The 16,887-nt window shown below is 73.9% G+C and carries 14 protein-coding genes; 4 read left to right on the forward strand and 10 right to left on the reverse strand.

Annotation, left to right across the window (positions count from 1 at the left end):
• Positions 1-201: 201 nt before the first annotated feature.
• Entirely contained in the window at positions 202-1,551 is a 1,350-nt protein-coding gene (locus PYR91_RS14550; RefSeq protein WP_279780309.1) for a SpoIIE family protein phosphatase, read from the forward strand.
• A gap of 23 nt (positions 1,552-1,574) precedes the next feature.
• On the opposite strand, the gene PYR91_RS14555 is transcribed toward PYR91_RS14550, so the two are convergent.
• From PYR91_RS14555 to PYR91_RS14575, 5 genes are all read right to left on the reverse strand, one after another.
• Positions 1,575-3,347, reverse strand: a complete 1,773-nt coding sequence (locus PYR91_RS14555) for a prolyl oligopeptidase family serine peptidase (protein WP_279780310.1) — start codon at positions 3,345-3,347, stop codon at positions 1,575-1,577.
• Between the two features lie 114 nt (positions 3,348-3,461).
• Positions 3,462-4,292: a putative RNA methyltransferase gene (locus PYR91_RS14560; RefSeq protein WP_279780311.1), complete on the reverse strand. Its 831-nt coding sequence runs from the start codon at positions 4,290-4,292 to the stop codon at positions 3,462-3,464.
• 75 nt (positions 4,293-4,367) lie between these two features.
• Positions 4,368-6,467 carry a 3-hydroxyacyl-CoA dehydrogenase NAD-binding domain-containing protein gene (locus PYR91_RS14565; RefSeq protein WP_279780312.1) on the reverse strand — a complete coding sequence of 700 codons (2,100 nt, stop codon included), beginning with the start codon at positions 6,465-6,467 and terminating at the stop codon, positions 4,368-4,370.
• On the reverse strand, positions 6,464-7,663 hold the full coding sequence (locus PYR91_RS14570; protein ID WP_279780313.1) for a thiolase family protein: 1,200 nt from the start codon (positions 7,661-7,663) through the stop codon (positions 6,464-6,466). Before PYR91_RS14570 ends, PYR91_RS14565 begins: the two co-directional genes overlap by 4 nt.
• Before the next feature lie 107 nt (positions 7,664-7,770).
• Positions 7,771-8,382, reverse strand: a complete 612-nt coding sequence (locus PYR91_RS14575; protein ID WP_279780315.1) for a TetR/AcrR family transcriptional regulator — start codon at positions 8,380-8,382, stop codon at positions 7,771-7,773.
• Between the two features lie 100 nt (positions 8,383-8,482).
• On the opposite strand from PYR91_RS14575, the gene PYR91_RS14580 reads away from it, so the two are divergent.
• On the forward strand, positions 8,483-9,121 hold the full coding sequence (locus PYR91_RS14580; RefSeq protein ID WP_279780317.1) for an SDR family oxidoreductase: 639 nt from the start codon (positions 8,483-8,485) through the stop codon (positions 9,119-9,121).
• 80 nt (positions 9,122-9,201) lie between these two features.
• Positions 9,202-9,978 (forward strand): MBL fold metallo-hydrolase, encoded by a 777-nt coding sequence (locus PYR91_RS14585; RefSeq protein ID WP_279780318.1) that lies wholly within the window; start codon positions 9,202-9,204, stop codon positions 9,976-9,978.
• Here PYR91_RS14585 and PYR91_RS14590 read toward each other — a convergent pair.
• Positions 9,898-11,178: an MFS transporter gene (locus PYR91_RS14590; protein ID WP_279780319.1), complete on the reverse strand. Its 1,281-nt coding sequence runs from the start codon at positions 11,176-11,178 to the stop codon at positions 9,898-9,900. The two genes, PYR91_RS14585 and PYR91_RS14590, sit on opposite strands and share 81 nt — an antisense overlap.
• A 69-nt stretch (positions 11,179-11,247) precedes the next feature.
• The gene (locus PYR91_RS14595) at positions 11,248-13,509 is read right to left on the reverse strand and encodes an MMPL family transporter (RefSeq protein WP_279780320.1); all 2,262 of its coding nucleotides are present in this window, start codon (positions 13,507-13,509) and stop codon (positions 11,248-11,250) included.
• Positions 13,510-13,685: 176 nt separating this feature from the next.
• Between PYR91_RS14595 and PYR91_RS14600 the strand changes: the two genes are divergently transcribed.
• The gene (locus PYR91_RS14600) at positions 13,686-14,150 is read left to right on the forward strand and encodes an NUDIX hydrolase (protein ID WP_279780321.1); all 465 of its coding nucleotides are present in this window, start codon (positions 13,686-13,688) and stop codon (positions 14,148-14,150) included.
• A 32-nt stretch (positions 14,151-14,182) separates the two neighbouring features.
• On the opposite strand, the gene PYR91_RS14605 is transcribed toward PYR91_RS14600, so the two are convergent.
• From PYR91_RS14605 to PYR91_RS14615, 3 genes are read right to left on the reverse strand one after another with little or no spacing between them, the layout of a single operon-like run.
• Positions 14,183-15,142, reverse strand: a complete 960-nt coding sequence (locus PYR91_RS14605; protein ID WP_279780322.1) for an SDR family oxidoreductase — start codon at positions 15,140-15,142, stop codon at positions 14,183-14,185.
• On the reverse strand, positions 15,139-16,188 hold the full coding sequence (locus tag PYR91_RS14610; protein ID WP_279780323.1) for a glycosyltransferase family 9 protein: 1,050 nt from the start codon (positions 16,186-16,188) through the stop codon (positions 15,139-15,141). Before PYR91_RS14610 ends, PYR91_RS14605 begins: the two co-directional genes overlap by 4 nt.
• Positions 16,179-16,862, reverse strand: a complete 684-nt coding sequence (locus tag PYR91_RS14615) for an SDR family NAD(P)-dependent oxidoreductase (protein ID WP_279780324.1) — start codon at positions 16,860-16,862, stop codon at positions 16,179-16,181. The genes PYR91_RS14610 and PYR91_RS14615 overlap by 10 nt, the downstream gene beginning before the upstream one ends.
• Positions 16,863-16,887 lie beyond the last annotated feature (25 nt).

Below are 16,887 nucleotides of genomic sequence, written 5' to 3' on the forward strand. Positions count from 1 at the left end.
AGTTCTTCCCGGGGTGTGCTGGCCGCTTCTTTCGCGCCCGGCAGGACGGCCCTACCCGCTGCCCAGCGCTTCACGCGCGAGGTTCTGACCGCGTGGGCCGCCGCTTCGGTCAGCACGGAGGCTGAGCGACTGACGGGGGAGTTCGTCTCTGAAGTTGGCGATGTCCCATTTGAGATTGTATGGGTGCATCAAGGGGATTCGGTGCAGATCGAGGTCCGGCAGAAGGAGAAGGAGGAGACCGTCACGGCTCCCCCCTCGACCCCGGTGGCCGTCTGGGGCCTCAGCTTCGCCGGCCCGCTCAGCACCCGCTGGGCCCGCCTCGACCTGCCCGGCGGCGTCCGGGCCCCGGTCGGCGACTGGACGGGCGAGCGCACCTCCCAGGGCGCCGGGTGGCTCGGCTTCCTCGCCGACGCCAGCGACCTGCTGGCCGGCACCCTCGACCCCGACATGGTGCCCGCGCTGATCGCGCAGATCGTGGTGCCCCGGCTGGCCACCTGGTGCGCCGTCTACACCGCCGACTCCGGCGACGGCCAGCAGGAGCTGGCCTACCTCTGGCACGCCGACGAGTCGAAGATCGACACTCTGCGTGAGCAGCTCGACGAGGCGGCCATCCCCTCGCCCGAGAACCTCAGGCCCCTGCCGCTCCAGCTCCCCGAGTGGCAGTCGCTGGCCTTCCCGCTCGTCGCCCGGGGCCGCAGCCTCGGCGTCATGTGCCTGGGCCGCGCCGGCCGCTTCCCCGACGACGTCGCCCAGCTCGCCGAGGACCTCGGGCGGCGGGCCGCGCTGGCGATGGACAACGCCCGGCTGTACGCCCAGCAGGCCGACGCCAACCGCGCCCTGCAGCGCAGCCTCCTGCCGCCGGGCACGCCCGCGGTGACACCCGGCCTCGACTACTCGGTGGTGTACGAGCCGGCGGGCGAGAACAACGAGGTCGGCGGCGACTTCTACGACCTCTTCGCCACCGGCGAGAGCACCTGGCGCTTCGCGATCGGCGACGTCTGCGGCACCGGCCCCGAGGCCGCCGCGGTGACCGGCCTGGCGCGCCACACGATCAGGCTGCTGGCCCGCGAGGGGTACGAGGTGGGGGCGGTGCTCTCGCGCCTCAACCAGGCGATCCTCGAGGAGGGCGACCGCGCCAGGTTCCTGACCCTTCTGCACGGCGAGATCGTCCGCACCGGCGACGGCCTCGACCTGTCGCTGATCTCCGCCGGCCACCCCGAGGCGCTGCGGCTTCGCCCGAGCGGCGTGGTGGAGGCCGTGGTGACCTCCCAGTCGCTGCTCGGGGTCTTCCCCGAGGCCGAGTTCGTCGCGGAGCGGGTCCACCTGGCCCCGGGCGACGTCCTGCTGGGCGTGACCGACGGCGTCACCGAGCGCCGGTCGGGCGCGCGGCTGCTCGACGACGACGGCGGCCTGGCCAAGCTGCTGGCCGAGTGCGCCGAGCTCTCGGCGCGGGCGGTGGCCGAGCGCATCCACCGCGCCGTGCAGGACTTCGCGGTCGAGCCCAGCGCCGACGACCTCGCCATCCTGGTGCTCCGGGCCGAACAGCCCTGAGCCGCCCCTAGGCGCCGCGGCCGTCAGGCCAGGCCGACGTGCCTGCGCGCGAAGTCGAGCTGCGCGGCCATCTGCCGGATGCGCTCCTCGACCACCAGGGTGCCGTGGCCCGCCTTGTAGCGGTAGACCTCGAACTCGTGCCGGCGCTCGCTCAGCTTCTCCAGGTACTTCTCGATCTGGGCGATCGGCGAGCGCGGGTCGTTCTCGCCTGCCAGCACGAGCAGCGGGGCCTGGAGCGCGTCCATGTAGGTGATCGGCGAGGACGCCGCGTACAGCTCGGGCACCTCCTGCGGCGAGCCGCCGAACAGCGCGCGGTGGTAGGCGCGCAGGCCCTCGGTCTCGTCGCGGTAGGTGGCGGCGTGGTCGGCGATCGGCACGGCGGCGATGCCGGCGGACCACGACTTCGGCTGGGTGCCGAGCGCGAGCAGGGTCAGGTAGCCGCCCCAGGACGCGCCGCCGAGCACGAGCCGCTCGGGGTCGGCCATGCCCTGGCCCACCGCCCAGTCGCGCACGGCCGACACGTCGGACAGCTCGATGTGGCCCACCTCGCCGCGCAGGGCGTCCCGCCACGCCGAGCCGTACCCGGTCGAGCCCCGGTAGTTGACGCGGACGACGGCGAAACCGGCGTCGACCCAGGCCGCGACGTTCGGCATGAACGAGTCGTCGTCCTGGGCGGCCGGGCCGCCGTGCAGCAGGAAGATCGTCGGGAACGGCGCCGACCCGTGCTCGGGCCGGGAGACCAGGGCGTGGACGCGCCCGCCCGGGCCCTCGACGTGGACGTCCTCCAGGGGCACCGACGGCGGCGCGGAGGGCCCCGACTGGTTCATCACCACGTGGCCCTCGCTGGATCTGACCACCGGAGGGTGCGCCGCGCTGGACCAGGAGTACTCCACCGCGCCGTCCGGGCGCGGCATGGCGTCGTGGATGACGCCGTGCGGCGTCTGGATCAGCGTGAGGCCGCCGCCGCCCAGGTCGTACCGGAACAGCTCGGTGCGCGCCCGGTTGTTGTGGCCGATCAGCACGGCGCGCCCGTCGTGGTACCAGTCGGCGGTGATCTCGCCGGGCACGCGCAGCCAGATCTCGCGCTCCTCGCCCGTCGTCGGATCCCAGACCAGCGGCTCGCGGCGGCCGCGCCGCTCGTGCAGGGCCAGGATGCGCCGGTCGAGCATGGTGGGCGCGAACCGGACGCCGGAGAAGCCCTTGCCCGGCCCGTCGTGCAGGTCGCCGACGACCCGGCCGTCGGGCCTGATCACGCGCAGCGCCGGGTGGCGGGAGTCGCCGTGCTCGCTGTGGCTCACGGCGATCAGCGAGCCGTCCAGCGACATGCCGGCGACCTGCGCGAACTCGCGCGACTCGTAGATCACCGTCGGCTTGTCGGCGCTGCCGACGCGGGCGTGCAGCACCTGGAAGCCGTGCCGGCTGCTCCTGCCGACCGCGGCGGTTCCGGCGGCCGAGAGCGCGAGGCCGGTCGGGTGACCGGGGGCGAGGTCGGGATGGGCGGGCATCTCGGGCCCGCCCGTGAACGCCTGGCGCATCCAGACGCCGAACTCGTCGCCGTAGGTGTCGGCGAACCACCAGATCCACTGGCCGGTCGGGTCGATCGCGGTGTGGGAGGTGCCACGTGGCCGCTTGGTGACCTGACGGGTGGAGCCGTTGGACCGGTCCCAGGCGTGGATCTCCCAGGTGCCCGAGATGTTGCATCGGTACACGGCTCTGGCCGGAGCCAGTCGTGCCCAGATGGGCAACGTCATACGTGCCGCGCGGAACCTGGCCTGCCAGCGTTCCTCGGCCTTCATGGGCGTGCCCTCCCTCACGCTCTCCCGGGACGGGATCGGCGGGTTGCCGTTAAGTATGTCGCTTGTAAATGGAAGTTGGCCTACAAACTCGGGGAAAATTCCTATTCCATGGTTCTAGGTGATCTTACGGAACAGAGAGATCCTGCACGACAGATTCACGGCGATCGGGTCTGGAAGCCGCGTAATCTCTTCCGCCAGGGCGGCGGGATCGGTGTGCCAGGCGCTGGGGCCCATTCCGGCGACGGTGGCGACGGCCCGGTGGTCCAGGCGCATCTCGGCCTCGCGCACCTGGTGGCCGGCCTCGGCGAAGTGCGCGCCGAGCGCCTCCTCGACGCGGCGGGCCTTCGCCTCGTCCACCGACAGCAGCCCCAGCCGCTCCACCAGTGGTGACAGGTGCCGCGGGGTGGGCGTGACCACGATCAGGACGCCGCCGGGCCGCAGCACGCGGGCGAACTCGGGGCCGTTGCGCGGGGCGAAGACGTTGAGCAGCACGTCGGCGACGGCGTCCTTGACCGGAAGCTCCCGCCACACGTCGGCCACGACCGCGCCGATGCGGGGATGGGCGCGCGCGGCGCGCCGCAGCGCGTGCTTGGAGACGTCCAGGGCGATGCCCACGTCGCGCTCGCCCAGCGTGGCGGCCAGGTGGTGGCCGGTGCCCGCGCCGGCGTCCAGCACGACCCTGGGCCCGCCGGGGGCGGACGCCAGCTCGCGGAGGCCGGCGGTCACGGCGGCGAAGTGCCCGGCGCCGAGGAAGCGGGCCCGCGCCTCGACCATGGCCGCGGTGTCGGCGGTGCCCGGCGCGGCCGAGCCGGTGAGCAGGCTCACGTAGCCCTGCCGGGCTACGTCGAAGGAGTGGCCCCGCGCGCACCGCACCGCGTCGTCGCCGAGGGCGAGGCCGCCCCGGCAGACCGGGCAGGCGAGGTGGTCGACGGCGTCCCGCAGCATGCCTCCATCATCGCGGACCCGGGGGACGGCCCCGCCCGGCGAGGCGGGGCCGCCCCCCGGGCGGGCGCGGGAGCGTCAGGCGGGGACGGAGGCCACGCCGGGGGACAGGAAGGGACGGCCGGTGACCTCGGCGGAGATCCCCGTGCGGTCCAGCAGCGGGGTGAGGCCGCCGGTGTGGAACGGCCAGCCGGCGCCGAGCAGCATGCACAGGTCGATGTCCTCGGGCGCGGCGACCACGCCCTCGTCGAGCATGAACCGCGCCTCCTCGGCGAGCGCGCGCAGCGCGCGGTCGCGGACCTGCCGCCCGCTCAGCGCGGTGCCGGCCGCGCCGGCCCCCTCGAAGATCTGCCGCGCCTCGGGGTCGACGGTGAAGTCCGGCGCGTACACGCCCGGCTTGCCGGCCTTCACCAGGGTCGCCAGGTTCTGCGACACGCGGTAGCGGTCGGGGAAGGCCTCGTGCAGCGTCTCGGAGACGTGCAGCGCGACGGCCGGGCCGACGAGCTGGAGCAGCGCGAACGGCGACATGGGCAGGCCCAGGTCGTCCAGGGCGTGCTCGGCCGTCTCGATCGGCGTGCCCTCGTCGACGGCGCCGAGCACCTCGCCCATCATGCGGATGAGCAGCCGGTTTACCACGAACGCGGGCGCGTCCTTCACCAGCACGCTCGACTTGTTCAGCGTCTTGCCGACGGCGAACGCCGTGGCCAGCGTCGCGTCGTCGGTGCGCTCGCCCCTGACGATCTCCAGCAGCGGGAGCACCGCGACCGGGTTGAAGAAGTGGAAGCCCACCACCCGCTCGGGGTGCCGCAGCCCGGCCGCCATCGCGGTGACCGGGAGGGAGGAGGTGTTGGTGGCCAGCACGCACTCGGGGCCGACGACGGCCTCCACCTCGGCGAAGACCTGCTTCTTCACCGCCAGGTCCTCGAAGACCGCCTCGATGACGAAGTCGGCGCCGGCGAACGCCGCCTTGTCCGTCGACCCGCTCACCAGGGCCTTCAGCCGGTTGGCCTGGTCGGGGCCGATCCTGCCCCGGCTCAGCAGCTTGCCGACCTCGGCGTGCACGTAGCCCACGCCCTTGTCGACGCGCGCCTGATCGAGGTCGGTGAGCACCACCGGGACCTCCAGGCGGCGGGCGAACAGCAGCGCGAGCTGGGAGGCCATCAGACCGGCCCCCACCACGCCCACCTTGGTCACCTTGCGGGCCAGCGCCCGGTCGGGCGCCCCGGCGGGCCGCTTGGCCCGCCGCTGCACCAGGTCGAAGGAGTAGAGCCCGGCGCGCAGCTCGTCGCCCATCAGCAGGTCGGCCAGCACCCGCGTCTCGGCCTCGAAGCCCTCGTCGCGGCCGGCAGTGCGGGCCAGCTCCACCAGCTCCAGCGCCCGGTACGGGGCGGGGGAGGCGCCGCGCAGCTTGCCGTCGACCAGGCTCTTGGCGGCGGCGACCGCGGCGTCCCACGACGAGGCGTCCTGGGTGAACGGCGGGCGGGCCACGGAGGTCTCGCCGGTGAGCACGCGCGCGGCCCAGCGCAGGGACTCCTCCAGGAAGTCGGCCGGCTCGAAGACCGCGTCGGCGACGCCGAGCTCGAAGGCCTCCTTGCCCCGGGTCATCCGGTTCTGCGCCAGCGGGTTCTCGATGATCAGCTTCAGCGCGTTCGCGGGGCCGATCAGCCGGGGCAAAAGCTGCGTGCCGCCCCAGCCGGGCACCAGGCCGAGGAAGCACTCGGGCAGCGCGACCGCCGGGACGCCGGAGGAGATCGTGCGGTAGGTGCAGTGCAGCGCCAGCTCCAGGCCGCCGCCCATGACGGCGCCGTTGACGAACGCGAAGGACGGCACCTCCATCTCGCCGAGGCGGCGGAACACCTCGTGCCCCAGCCGGCCGAGCTCCTCGGCCTGCTCGCGGCGGCGCACCAGGCCCGCGCCCTTGAGGTCGGCGCCGACGGCGAAGATGAACGGCTTGCCGGTCACGCCGACCGCGGCCAGGTCGGTGCGCGCGGCTACGCTGTCCAGGGCCTTGTCCAGCTCGGCCAGGCCGCGCGGGCCGAAGGTGCTGGGCTTGGTGTGGTCGAAGCCGTTGTCCAGCGTGATCAGGGCCATCGTGCCCGCCCCGCCCGGCAGCCGGACGTCGCGCACGAGCGCGCGGGTGACGACCTCGTCGTCGAAGATCTCGGTGATGCCGCTCACTTGGCGCCCTCCCAGGCGAGGTTCTCCCAGACGACCGTTCCGCCCATGCCCATGCCGACGCACATCGTGGTGACGCCGTACCGCACGTCGGGCCGCTCGCCCAGCTCGCGGGCGAGCTGGGTCATCAGCCGCACGCCGGAGGAGGCGAGCGGGTGGCCGAACGCGATCGCGCCGCCGTACGGGTTGACCCGCGTGTCGTCGTCGGCGATGCCGAAGTGCTCCAGGAACGCGAGCACCTGGACGGCGAACGCCTCGTTGATCTCGAACAGGCCGATGTCGTCGATGGAGAGCCCGGCCAGGCGCAGCGCGCGCTCGGTGGAGGGGATCGGCCCCACGCCCATGACCTCGGGGTCCACGCCGGCGAAGGCGTAGGAGACCAGCCGCATCTTCGGCGTGAGCCCCAGCTCCGCTGCGACGTCGGCGGCGGCGACCAGGCAGCCGGTGGCGCCGTCGTTGAGCCCGGCGGCGTTGCCCGCGGTGACGCGGCCGTGCGGGCGGAACGGCGTCTTCAGCGCCGCCAGCCCTTCGAGGGTGGTGCCGGGCCGGGGCGGCTCGTCCTCGGTGGCCAGGCCCCAGCCCTCGGCGGCCTTGCGGGTGGCGGTGGGCACCAGGTCGGGCTGGATCCTGTTGTTCGCGTACGCCTTGGCGACCTTCTCCTGGGAGGCGACGGCGTAGGCGTCGGCGCGCTCCTTGGTGATCGTCGGGTAGCGGTCGTGCAGGTTCTCGGCGGTCATGCCCATGATCAGCGCGGAGCCGTCCACGAGCTTCTCGGACAGGAAGCGGGGGTTGGGGTCGACGCCCTCGCCCATCGGGTGGCGGCCCATGTGCTCCACGCCGCCGGCGATGGCGACGTCGTAGGCGCCGAAGGCGATGCCGCCCGCCACGTTGGTGACGGCCGTCATCGCGCCGGCGCACATGCGGTCGATGGCGTAGCCGGGCACCGACTTGGGCAGGCCGGCCAGCACGGCGGCCGAGCGGCCGATGGTCAGGCCCTGGTCGCCGATCTGGGTGGTGGCCGCGATGGCGACCTCGTCGACACGCTCGGGCGGCAGCGCGGGGTTGCGCCGCATGAGCTCGCGGATGACACGGACGACCAGGTCGTCGGCGCGCGTCTCGGCGTACAGGCCCTTGGGCCCGGACTTTCCGAACGGTGTGCGCACGCCGTCGACGAACACGACGTCACGAGACGAAGGCACGGCTGCTTCCTCGATTCCTGGCGGCTTCCCTGCCACATAGGCTACTCATCAGTAACATGATGCCACGCGCCGGGTCGTCGTCGTGCCCGGCGACCGTCTGGAAGCGGTCAGGCGATGCCCCCGAGTACGGTGCGCGCCAGGCCGGCGGCGAAGGTCTCCAGCGGCGGCGGAGGCGAGGCGGCGGGGCCCATGAACTGGCGCAGGAAGGCGCGCTGGTAGCAGGCGCCCAGCAGGAGGGCCGCCGCCGAGTCGGGGTCGGCGTCGGCGCGTATGCGCCCGCCGGCGCGCAGGGCGCGCAGGTAGCCGGCCAGCGCCTCCAGCAGCTTGTGCGGCCCGGCGTCCAGCTCGCGCAGCCGCTCGCGGTGGCGTTCGAGCAGCGAGGGCTCGGCGAAGAGCGACAGGCCGATCGGCATGCTCTCCTCGTAGAACAGCGTCGCGGTGCGGGCGATCTCGGCCAGGCAGTCCTCGATCGCGCGGTCGCCGGGGTCGTTCGTCAGCTCGGCGAGGAGCGCGCTCAAGCCGGGCAGCCGCTCCTGCAGCACGGTGACGAAGAGCTCCTCCTTGCTCGTGAAGTGCCGGTACAGGGCGGCCTCCGAGCAGCCCGCCTCGCGGGCGATCTCCTTGGTGGTCACCCGGGCGAGCCCCAGCGTGCGCATGAGGTGCTCGGCGGCGTCGATGATGCGCCGCCGGGTGCGTGCGCCGTCGCGCTGGAGGGGCATGGGAAGGATTCTTCCTTTCGCTGAACCGGAGTCGACCGCCGGGACCCGGATCTCCATCCTATGATGTGAGTGAGCACTCACCAACATGGGGAGACGTCAAATGAAGATCACCGTCTTCGGCGCGACCGGACGCACCGGTCAGCAGGTCGTCAGGCAGGCGCTGGACGCCGGGCACCAGGTCGCGGCCGTCGTCCGCGATCCGGCGCGGCTGCCCGTGAGCCACTCCGCCCTGGAGGTCGTGACCGTCGCCGACGTGACCGACCCCGCCGCGCTGCGCCCCGCCCTGGCCGGGCGCGAGGCCGTGGTGTCGGCGCTCGGGCCGCGCGCCCGCAAGGACGCCGGCATCGCCTCGGCCGCGACGCGGTCCATCCTGCGGGCCATGGAGCTGAGCGACGTGCGGCGGCTCGTGGTCCTCAGCGCCGTCCCGGTCGGCCCCATCCCCGAGGGGGAATCGTTCCTCAACCGCGCCGTGGCCGTGCCGCTGATGCGCAGGATCCTGAGCACGATGTACGCCGACCTCGCGGTGATGGAGCACGAGGTCCGGCACGGCTCCGCCGAGTGGACGATCGTGCGCCCGCCCCGCCTCACCCAGAAGCCCTTCACCGGCACCTACCGGCGGTCCATCGGCGGCAACGTGCCCGGCGGCCACTCGATCTCCTATCCCGACCTCGCCCACGCCATGCTCGCCGTCCTGGACGACCCGGCGACGATCAAGCAGGCGGTCGGAGTCGCCAACTGAGGCCGGCAGACGCGTCGTCACGCGGGCGCGGCGGGCACCGTTGATCTAGTCTGTGCGGCAGGCCGGTCTGTGGGGGTTCGATGTCGTACGCGCCAAGGGTGTTCTCCGGGATCGAGGTGGTCCCGCTGCGCGACGCGGTCGGCCCCATGGGGCCGGCGCTGCGGCGGCCGCTGCGCGACATCCTCACCGGCGGCTCGGATGACGACTGGGCCGCGGTGCCCGAGGAGCAGTGGGTCCTGCACTTCCGCTGCTACCTGCTGCGCGGGCGCACCGGGCGGCCCGTCCTGGTGGACACCGGGGTGGGCGCCGCCGGTTCGCCCGCGTCGAGCTGGGCCCCGGCTCCGGGGCACCTCATCGGCGAGCTCGCGGCGGCCGGCGTCGCGCCGCGGGACGTCGGCACGGTGGTCTTCACGCACCTGCACAGCGACCACGCGAGCGGCGCCGTGCTGGAGGGCGTCCCGGCCTTCCCGGACGCGCGGCACGTGGTGCAGGGCGCCGAGGTCGACTGGATCGAGAAGTCCGGCCCCAACCCCATCCTGGAGCGGGTGCTCCGCCCGCTGACCGGGCTGGTCGACACGGTCGAGGGGGAGGCCGAGGTGATCCCGGGCGTCCACGTCGTCCCGGCGCCCGGCCACACGCCGGGGCACCAGGTGGTGCGCGTCGGCCCGCTGACGCTCACCGGCGACGCGGTGCTGCACCCGGTGCAGCTCGTCAACCCCTCGATCCGGTACGCGCACGACGAGGACCCCGGGCAGGCGGCGGCGACGCGCCGGGAGCTACTGGACGCGGTCCGCGCGCGCGGCGGGCTGATCGGCACCGCGCACTTCACGGAGCCCTTCACCGAGCTGGGCGGCTGACCGGCGCGCCTTGCGGCGGTAGCGCACGACCTGGAGGCCGCCGACGGCCCACACCGGATACTGCAGGGCGAACGCCCACCGGTACGCGCTCATGCCCGTGCCGGCGCGCAGGTCGAGCGCGGCGCCGATCACCGCGATCAGCGACATCGTGGTCAGGAAGCCCCAGCAGTTGACGATCCCGGTCGCCACGGCGATGCGGGCGGGCGGGTTGAAGGTGCGGGCGAAGTCGAAGCCGAGCATGGAGCCGGGCCCGTTCCACGCCATGACCACGATGAGCGCCACCAGCAGCCAGAGCGGGGCGCGGCCCGGCCAGAGCAGGACGACCGTCCACGCCGCCGCGGTCGACGCGATGACGAGCAGCGCCATCCGCGACCGGTGGAACGGGTGGCGTCCGGCCAGGTAGCCGAGGCCCGGCCCGAACACCATGCCGAGCAGCGTGAGCGCGGTGAGCAGCACCCCGGCCGTCGCGGGCGACAGCCCTTGCGCCTCGACCAGGAACGGATAGCCCCACAGCAGGAGGAACGCGCTCGCCGACGACTGGGTCGCCGCGTGCGTCCACATGCCCAGCCGGGTGCCGGGATGGGCCCAGGCGTCCCGCAGGCGGGGCCGTTCGCGCGCCCCGGCCGGCCGCACGTCGCGCAGGAACGCCGCGACCAGCAGCAGGGACACCACGCCCATGGCGGCGGCGGTCAGGAAGGTGGGGGTCCACCCGTAGCGGTGCAGGGCCTGGATGAGCGGTATGGCCGAGGCCACCGCGCCGAGTTGGCCGAGCAGGCCGGTGGTCTGGACGAGCACCGGGTTGCGCCGCGCGGGGAACCAGACGTTGATCAGCCGGATGACGCTCAGCAGCGTCATGGCGTCGCCCACGCCCACCAGCACCCGGCCGCCGACGGCCTCGGCGAGGCCGCCGGAGAGCGCGAAGACGAGCTGCCCGCAGGCCATGACCCCCGCCCCGGTGAGCAGCATGCGCTTGGAGCCCAGGCGGTCGACCAGGATGCCGACGGGGATCTGCATGCCGGCGTAGACGAGGAGCTGGAGCATGGCCAGCAGCGACAGCCCCGCGGCCCCGACCCCCAGCCGCAGCCCGGCCTCGATGCCGGCCACGCCGAGCGACTGCCGGTGGAAGACGGCGGTCACGTAGGCCACCAGCCCCGTCGCCCAGATCAGCCACACCCGAAAGGGCGTTCCGTCCCCCGCCACGCGGCCGATTTTACGTTTCGCCCGTTTCGCGCCCCCGCCCGGCGTCCGGCGGGGGCGAGGAACCGGGGCTCAGCCGACGGGGACCGGGGTCCGCTCCTGACCGGCCGGGGTCTGGTCGTCATCGTCGTCGTCGTCGCCGTGGGAGAGGCGGGGAAGCCAGTTCAGCCAGCGCGGGAGGTACCAGTTCCAGTCGCCCAGCAGCTTCATGGTGGCGGGGAGCAGGACCGCGCGCACGATGGTGGCGTCGATCAGGATCGCCGCGGCGAGGCCGACGCCCATCTGCTTGAAGGTGAGCAGCGAGAGGGTGGAGAAGGTCGCGAAGACCGCGACCATGATCAGGGCCGCGCTCGTCACCACGCCGGCCGTCGACCCGATGCCGGACGCGATGGCGTCCTCGGTGCGCATGCCGCGGTCGAAGGCCTCGCGGATCCGGCTGAGGATGAAGACGTGGTAGTCCATCGACAGGCCGAACAGGATCACGAACAGGAACAGCGGGATCCAGTCGGTGATCGCCCCGGTCGAGGTGAACCCCAGCGGGCCCTCGCCCCATCCCCACTGGAAGACCAGCACGAGCACGCCGTACGCCGCAGCCACCGACAGCAGGTTGAGCAGGATCGCCTTGACCGCGACCACCAGCGACCTGAACGACGTCAGCAGCAGCACGAAGGCGAGCAGCAGCACGAACGCGAACACCAGCGGCATGCTCCTGGCGAGCTGGTCGTTGAAGTCCATCGACCCGGCCGCGCTGCCGGTGACGTACGCCTGGCCCACCGGGGCCAGCGTTCCGGGGACGACCTGCTCGCGGATCGTGCGGACGGCTCGTTCGGACGCCTCGCCCTCGCCCTTGAGCCCGACCGAGATCTTCGCGACGGTCCTGTCCGGGTTGACCTCGACGCCGAACGGCTCGTTGGCCTGCCCGGTGGCGAACGCCCGCGTCTTGAAGCGGTCGATCGCGGCCGTCACCTCGGGCGTGGTCACGTCCGCGGCCTTGAGCACCACCACGGCCGGCTCGTTGCCGCCGGGGAAGGCCTGGTCGATTCGCTTGAAGGTCTCGGCGATGGCGTAGCCGCCCTGCAGGTCGTCGATCGACTGCGGGCCGGTGCGCAGGCCGAAGGCCGGCAGGGCGAGCGCCACCAGCAGCCCGCCCGCCAGGACGGCGGAGACCAGCGGGCGGCGCAGGACACCGGTGAGGATGCCGTTCCACACCCGGCCCTGCCCGCCGCCCCCGCCGAGCCGCCGCGCCCAGGTGACCCGCCCCCGGGTCAGCACCCGCACGGTGCCGTGCACCAGCCGGGCGTCGATCTTGTCGCCGACCAGGGACAGCAGCGCGGGCAGCACGGTCAGCGAGCCGATCATGGCGGTGAGCACCACGAGGATGGTGCCCTCGGCGAAGCCCATGAAGATGCCGTTGCCGGTGAGGAACATCCCGGCCATGGCCACGATGACGGTGATGCCGGAGATGAGCACCGCGCGCCCGGAGGTCGCGGCGGCGATCTCGATGGCGCGCACCTTGCCGCGGCCCTTCGCGCGCTCCTCCCGTTCCCTGCGGATGTAGAACAGCGAGTAGTCCACGCCGACCGCCAGCCCGATGAGCAGCATGAGGTTGGGCGTCGCCTCGTCCACGTGCAGGAGCTGGCTGGTCAGCGCCAGCAGGCCGGTGGCGCCGACGATGGCGGTCATCGCGAGCGCGAGCGGCACCAGCGCGGCGAGCAGCGCCCCGAACGCCGCCAGCAGGATGCCGAAGGTGATCGGCAGCGAGAGCCGCTCCGCCCGGACGAAGTCCTGGTCGATCGCCTCGCCGATCAGCTTGTCGGCGCTCGCCCCGCCCGCCTGCTCCACGCGCAGGCCGGGTGACGCCTTCTGCACCCCGGCGACGGCCGCCAGCACCGGCCGCACCCGGTCGGACGCCGTGTCGCCGTCGCCCTTCATGTCGAACTGCACGAGGGCGGTGCGCTTGTCGGGGCTGACCGGCGAGGGCCGCTCGTCGTACGGCGTGCGCACGTTCTCGACCTGGCCGGTGGCGATCACCGCGTCCTTCACCCGCGTCACGGCGTCGCGGAAGCCGGGGTCGGCCACGGTAAGCGCGCCGTCCCTCGCCTGGATGAGCACGACCTCGCCCGCGACCTCCGGGAACCTCGCGCCGTCGAGGATCACGCCGGCGGCGCGGGAATCGCCGTTCTGGGTCTCGTAGTCCTTCATCTGCGCCGTGCCGACCGCGTTGCCCGCCAACGTGGCCACCGCCACGAAGCCGACCCAGATCATGATCGCCGCCCACCGGTGGCGGGCGCTCCACCCGCCGATCGAGGCGGCCAGGTTTCTCCGGCGTGCCATCACATGTCTCCCCGTTCTCTTTAAGGCCGAAGCTAGGGCCGGGGAAGACGCGATACATCGCCCTGGGTTCGCAAACGCCGGTACGGCGGAAGGAGTAGGCCGCGGGGGCCTGATCAGCCTGGGGTCCTACGGGCGAGCCCTTAGGGGACGCCGCCGCCGGCCGGTACGGTCAGACCATGGCCACGATCCCGACCGGCGACTTCCTCGCGAGCCTGAACAAGATCGTCGCGAGCGCGGGGGCGTTCATCACCGACCCGCAGGGCCGGGTGCTGCTCGTGAAGCCCAACTACCGCGACCACTGGGGATGGCCAGGTGGGCACGTGGACGCGGGGGAGACCCCCGAGCAGGCCTGCGCGCGGGAGATCACCGAGGAGCTGGGCCTCACCCTCCCCGTGGGCGAGCTGCTCGTCGTCCACTGGGTGCCGCCGTTCGACGACCGCCCGATGCCCATGGTGCACTTCCTGTTCGACTGCGGCGGCCTGCCCGACGGCGACGGCGTCATCCTGCAGGAGGAGGAGCTGGACGACCACGCCTTCTACACGCCGGACGAGGCCGACGCCGTCATGCCCCCGATCCTGACCGCGCGCCTGCGCGCCGCCGTCGACGCGCGGCGGCGGGGGGCCGTCCGCTACCTGAGCTGATCCGCGTCCGCGCACGGCCCCCCGGTGCCCGCTCAGGACGCCGAGCGGGCCTCCGGCAGCTCGCGCTCGAACCACTCGATGGTGCGGCGCAGCCCGGCCTCCGGGCCGATGCGCGGCCGCCAGCCGAGCTCGGCGGCGGCCAGGGTGGTGTCGGGACGGCGGACGTGCGGGTCGTCGACCGGCCGGTCGACGAAACGGATGGGCGACCCCGATCCGGTCAGGTCGCGCACGAGGCAGGCCAGCTCCAGCATGGACAGCTCGGCCGGATTGCCGATGTTGACCGGCCCGGCGAGGGAGCTGTCGGCCAGGGCGAGGATGCCGTCGACGGTGTCGTCGACGTAGCTGATCGAGCGGGTCTGGCCGCCGTCCCCGGTGACGGTGAGGGGCTCCCCGGCGAGCGCCTGGCGGATGAAGGTGGGAATGGCCCGGCCGTCGTGCGGGCGCATGCGCGGGCCGTAGGTGTTGAAGATGCGCACGATGGCCGTGTTCAGGCCGTGGGTGGCGCGGTAGGCGGTGGTCAGCGACTCGGAGAACCGCTTGGCCTCGTCGTAGACGCTGCGTGGCCCCACGGGGTTGACGTTGCCCCAGTAGCTCTCGGTCTGCGGGTGCTGCAGCGGGTCGCCGTACACCTCGCTGGTGGAGGCCAGGACGAAGCGGGCGCCCTTCTCGCGGGCCAGGCCGAGGGCGTGCAGGGTGCCGAGGCTGCCGACCTTGAGGGTCTGGATCGGATGGCGCAGGTAGTCGGTGGGCGACGCGGCCGACGCGAAGTGCATGACGAGGTCGACCGGGCCGGGCACGTGGACGAAACCGGTGAGGTCGCACTCCACGAGCCGGAACCGCGGCCGTCCCATCAGGTGCTCGACGTTGACGGGCGCGCCGGTCAGGAAGTTGTCCATGCAGATCACCTGCGCGCCCCTGGCCACGAACCGCTCGCACAGGTGCGATCCCAGGAACCCGGCCCCGCCGGTCACCACGACGCGTTGTGCTCTCATCGAACGCCCACCTCCATGAGGCCGAGGGCGGCGTCCAGCACCGTCTCGGTTCCGATCTCCAGCAGGCCCGGGTCGGGCCGGCTCGCGTGCGGGTCGCCGTGCCGCCCGGCCCACAGGGCGACGTGCGGGCCGCGCTCGGGCGGCCCCCAGCGGGCGGGCGGCACCGGGCCGAACAGCACCACCGACGGGGTGCCGAACGCGGTCGCCAGGTGCGCGACGCCGGTGTCCCCGCAGACCGCCAGGCGCGCCCCGGCGACCAGGCGCGCCAGGTCGCCGGCGTCCGTGCGGCCCGCGACGACCGACCGCGCCGGCAGCCCGGCGAGCGTGCCGACGCGGTGCGCCAGCGACCGCTCGGCCGCGTTCCCGGTGACCAGCACCCGGTGCCCGGCGGCGGCGAGCGCGGCGGCCACCTCGGCGAACCGCTCCGGCGGCCAGCGCCGCGCCCGCGCCGACGCGCCGGGATGCACGACGACGTGCCCGCCCGTCCCCGCGCCGTTTCCCGCGGCCTGAGCCGGCGCCGTCTCGGCGGACGTCCCGTCTGGGCGGCCGGCGGGACGCGGGCGGCCGGGCGGGTGCGGCAGGTACAGGTCGGCCGGGTCCGTGGGGATGCCGTACGACTCCAGCAGCGCGCACCACCGGGCCACCTCGTGCACCTCCTCCCGCCAGGGCGGGCCGTGCAGGTGCGGGAACTGCGGGTGGGCGTGGGTGAGCAGACGGGCCGCGCCCGTGCGGCACAGCGCCGCCGTGCTCCGCGGCCCGCGCCCGTGCAGGTTGACGGCGACGGCGGGCCGGTCGAGCGGCACCGGGCCGGGCCCGGACACGTCGAGCAGCTCGTCGACGCCGCCGATCAGCTCCACCACGCCGCCCAGCGCCGCCGGCGCCGCCAGCACGAGGCGGTGCCCCGGATGGGCCCGCCGCAGCGCCCGCAGCGCCGGCACCGCCGTGAGCAGGTCGCCGAGCCCCAGCCCGCGCAGCACGAGCAGCACGGGCAGTACGGGCAGTACGGGCAGCACGGGCGCCGCCCTGGTCCGCGGGTTCACGGCCACGACGTCTCGACGGAGGGGCAGACCACGAGCTCGCGGACCTCGCACCCGGCGGGCTGGCCGAGCGCGAACAGCGCCGCCGCGGCCACGTCCTCCGGCGTGTTCAACCGCGCGTCCGGGCCCGGGCGGTACCGCTCGTCGCGGTCGTCGAAGAACGCCGTCGCCATGCCGCCGGGGACCAGCAGCGTCACCCCGACCCGCCCGGCCAGCTCGGCCGCCAGCGCCCGCGAGAACCCCACCACGCCGAACTTGCTCGCGCAGTAGGCCGTCGCGTCCGCCACCGCGCGCAGCCCCAGCGTCGAGGCGACGGTCACCAGCCGGCCACGCGACTCGGCCAGGTAGGGCAGCGCCGCGCGCACCACCGACACCGTCCCGAGCAGGTTGACCGCCACGACCCGCTCCCACGCGTCGGCGGCCACCGCGTCCAGCGGCCCGCACGCGTCCACCCCGGCGGCCGTCACCACCCCGTCGAGCCCGCCGGCCCGCCCGGCCAGCTCGGCCACCGCGCGCTCGGCCTGGCGGCGGTCGGCCAGGTCGGCCTGGACGCAGTCCACGCCGTTGCCCGCCGCGCGCACGTCCACCACCAGTGGCCGCCCTCCCGCCTTGGCGACGGCCTCCACGACCGCCCTGCCGAGACCCGACGCGCCGCCGGTGATCAGAACGTTGCCGATCGACATGCTTCCTCCTTCGCCAGGGGGTTTC

Origin of the sequence: Sphaerisporangium sp. TRM90804 (assembly GCF_029846175.1) — a bacterium.
Classification (GTDB): Bacteria; Actinomycetota; Actinomycetes; order Streptosporangiales; family Streptosporangiaceae; genus Sphaerisporangium.

Coding starts and splice junctions, on each gene's coding strand:
- PYR91_RS14555 (WP_279780310.1), bottom strand. CDS start 3,347: ATGAAGGCCGAGGAACGCTGGCAGGCCAGGTTCCGCGCGGCACGTATG.
- PYR91_RS14560 (WP_279780311.1), bottom strand. CDS start 4,292: ATGCTGCGGGACGCCGTCGACCACCTCGCCTGCCCGGTCTGCCGGGGC.
- PYR91_RS14575 (WP_279780315.1), bottom strand. CDS start 8,382: ATGCCCCTCCAGCGCGACGGCGCACGCACCCGGCGGCGCATCATCGAC.
- PYR91_RS14580 (WP_279780317.1), top strand. CDS start 8,483: ATGAAGATCACCGTCTTCGGCGCGACCGGACGCACCGGTCAGCAGGTC.
- PYR91_RS14585 (WP_279780318.1), top strand. CDS start 9,202: ATGTCGTACGCGCCAAGGGTGTTCTCCGGGATCGAGGTGGTCCCGCTG.
- PYR91_RS14595 (WP_279780320.1), bottom strand. CDS start 13,509: ATGGCACGCCGGAGAAACCTGGCCGCCTCGATCGGCGGGTGGAGCGCC.
- PYR91_RS14600 (WP_279780321.1), top strand. CDS start 13,686: ATGGCCACGATCCCGACCGGCGACTTCCTCGCGAGCCTGAACAAGATC.
- PYR91_RS14605 (WP_279780322.1), bottom strand. CDS start 15,142: ATGAGAGCACAACGCGTCGTGGTGACCGGCGGGGCCGGGTTCCTGGGA.
- PYR91_RS14615 (WP_279780324.1), bottom strand. CDS start 16,862: ATGTCGATCGGCAACGTTCTGATCACCGGCGGCGCGTCGGGTCTCGGC.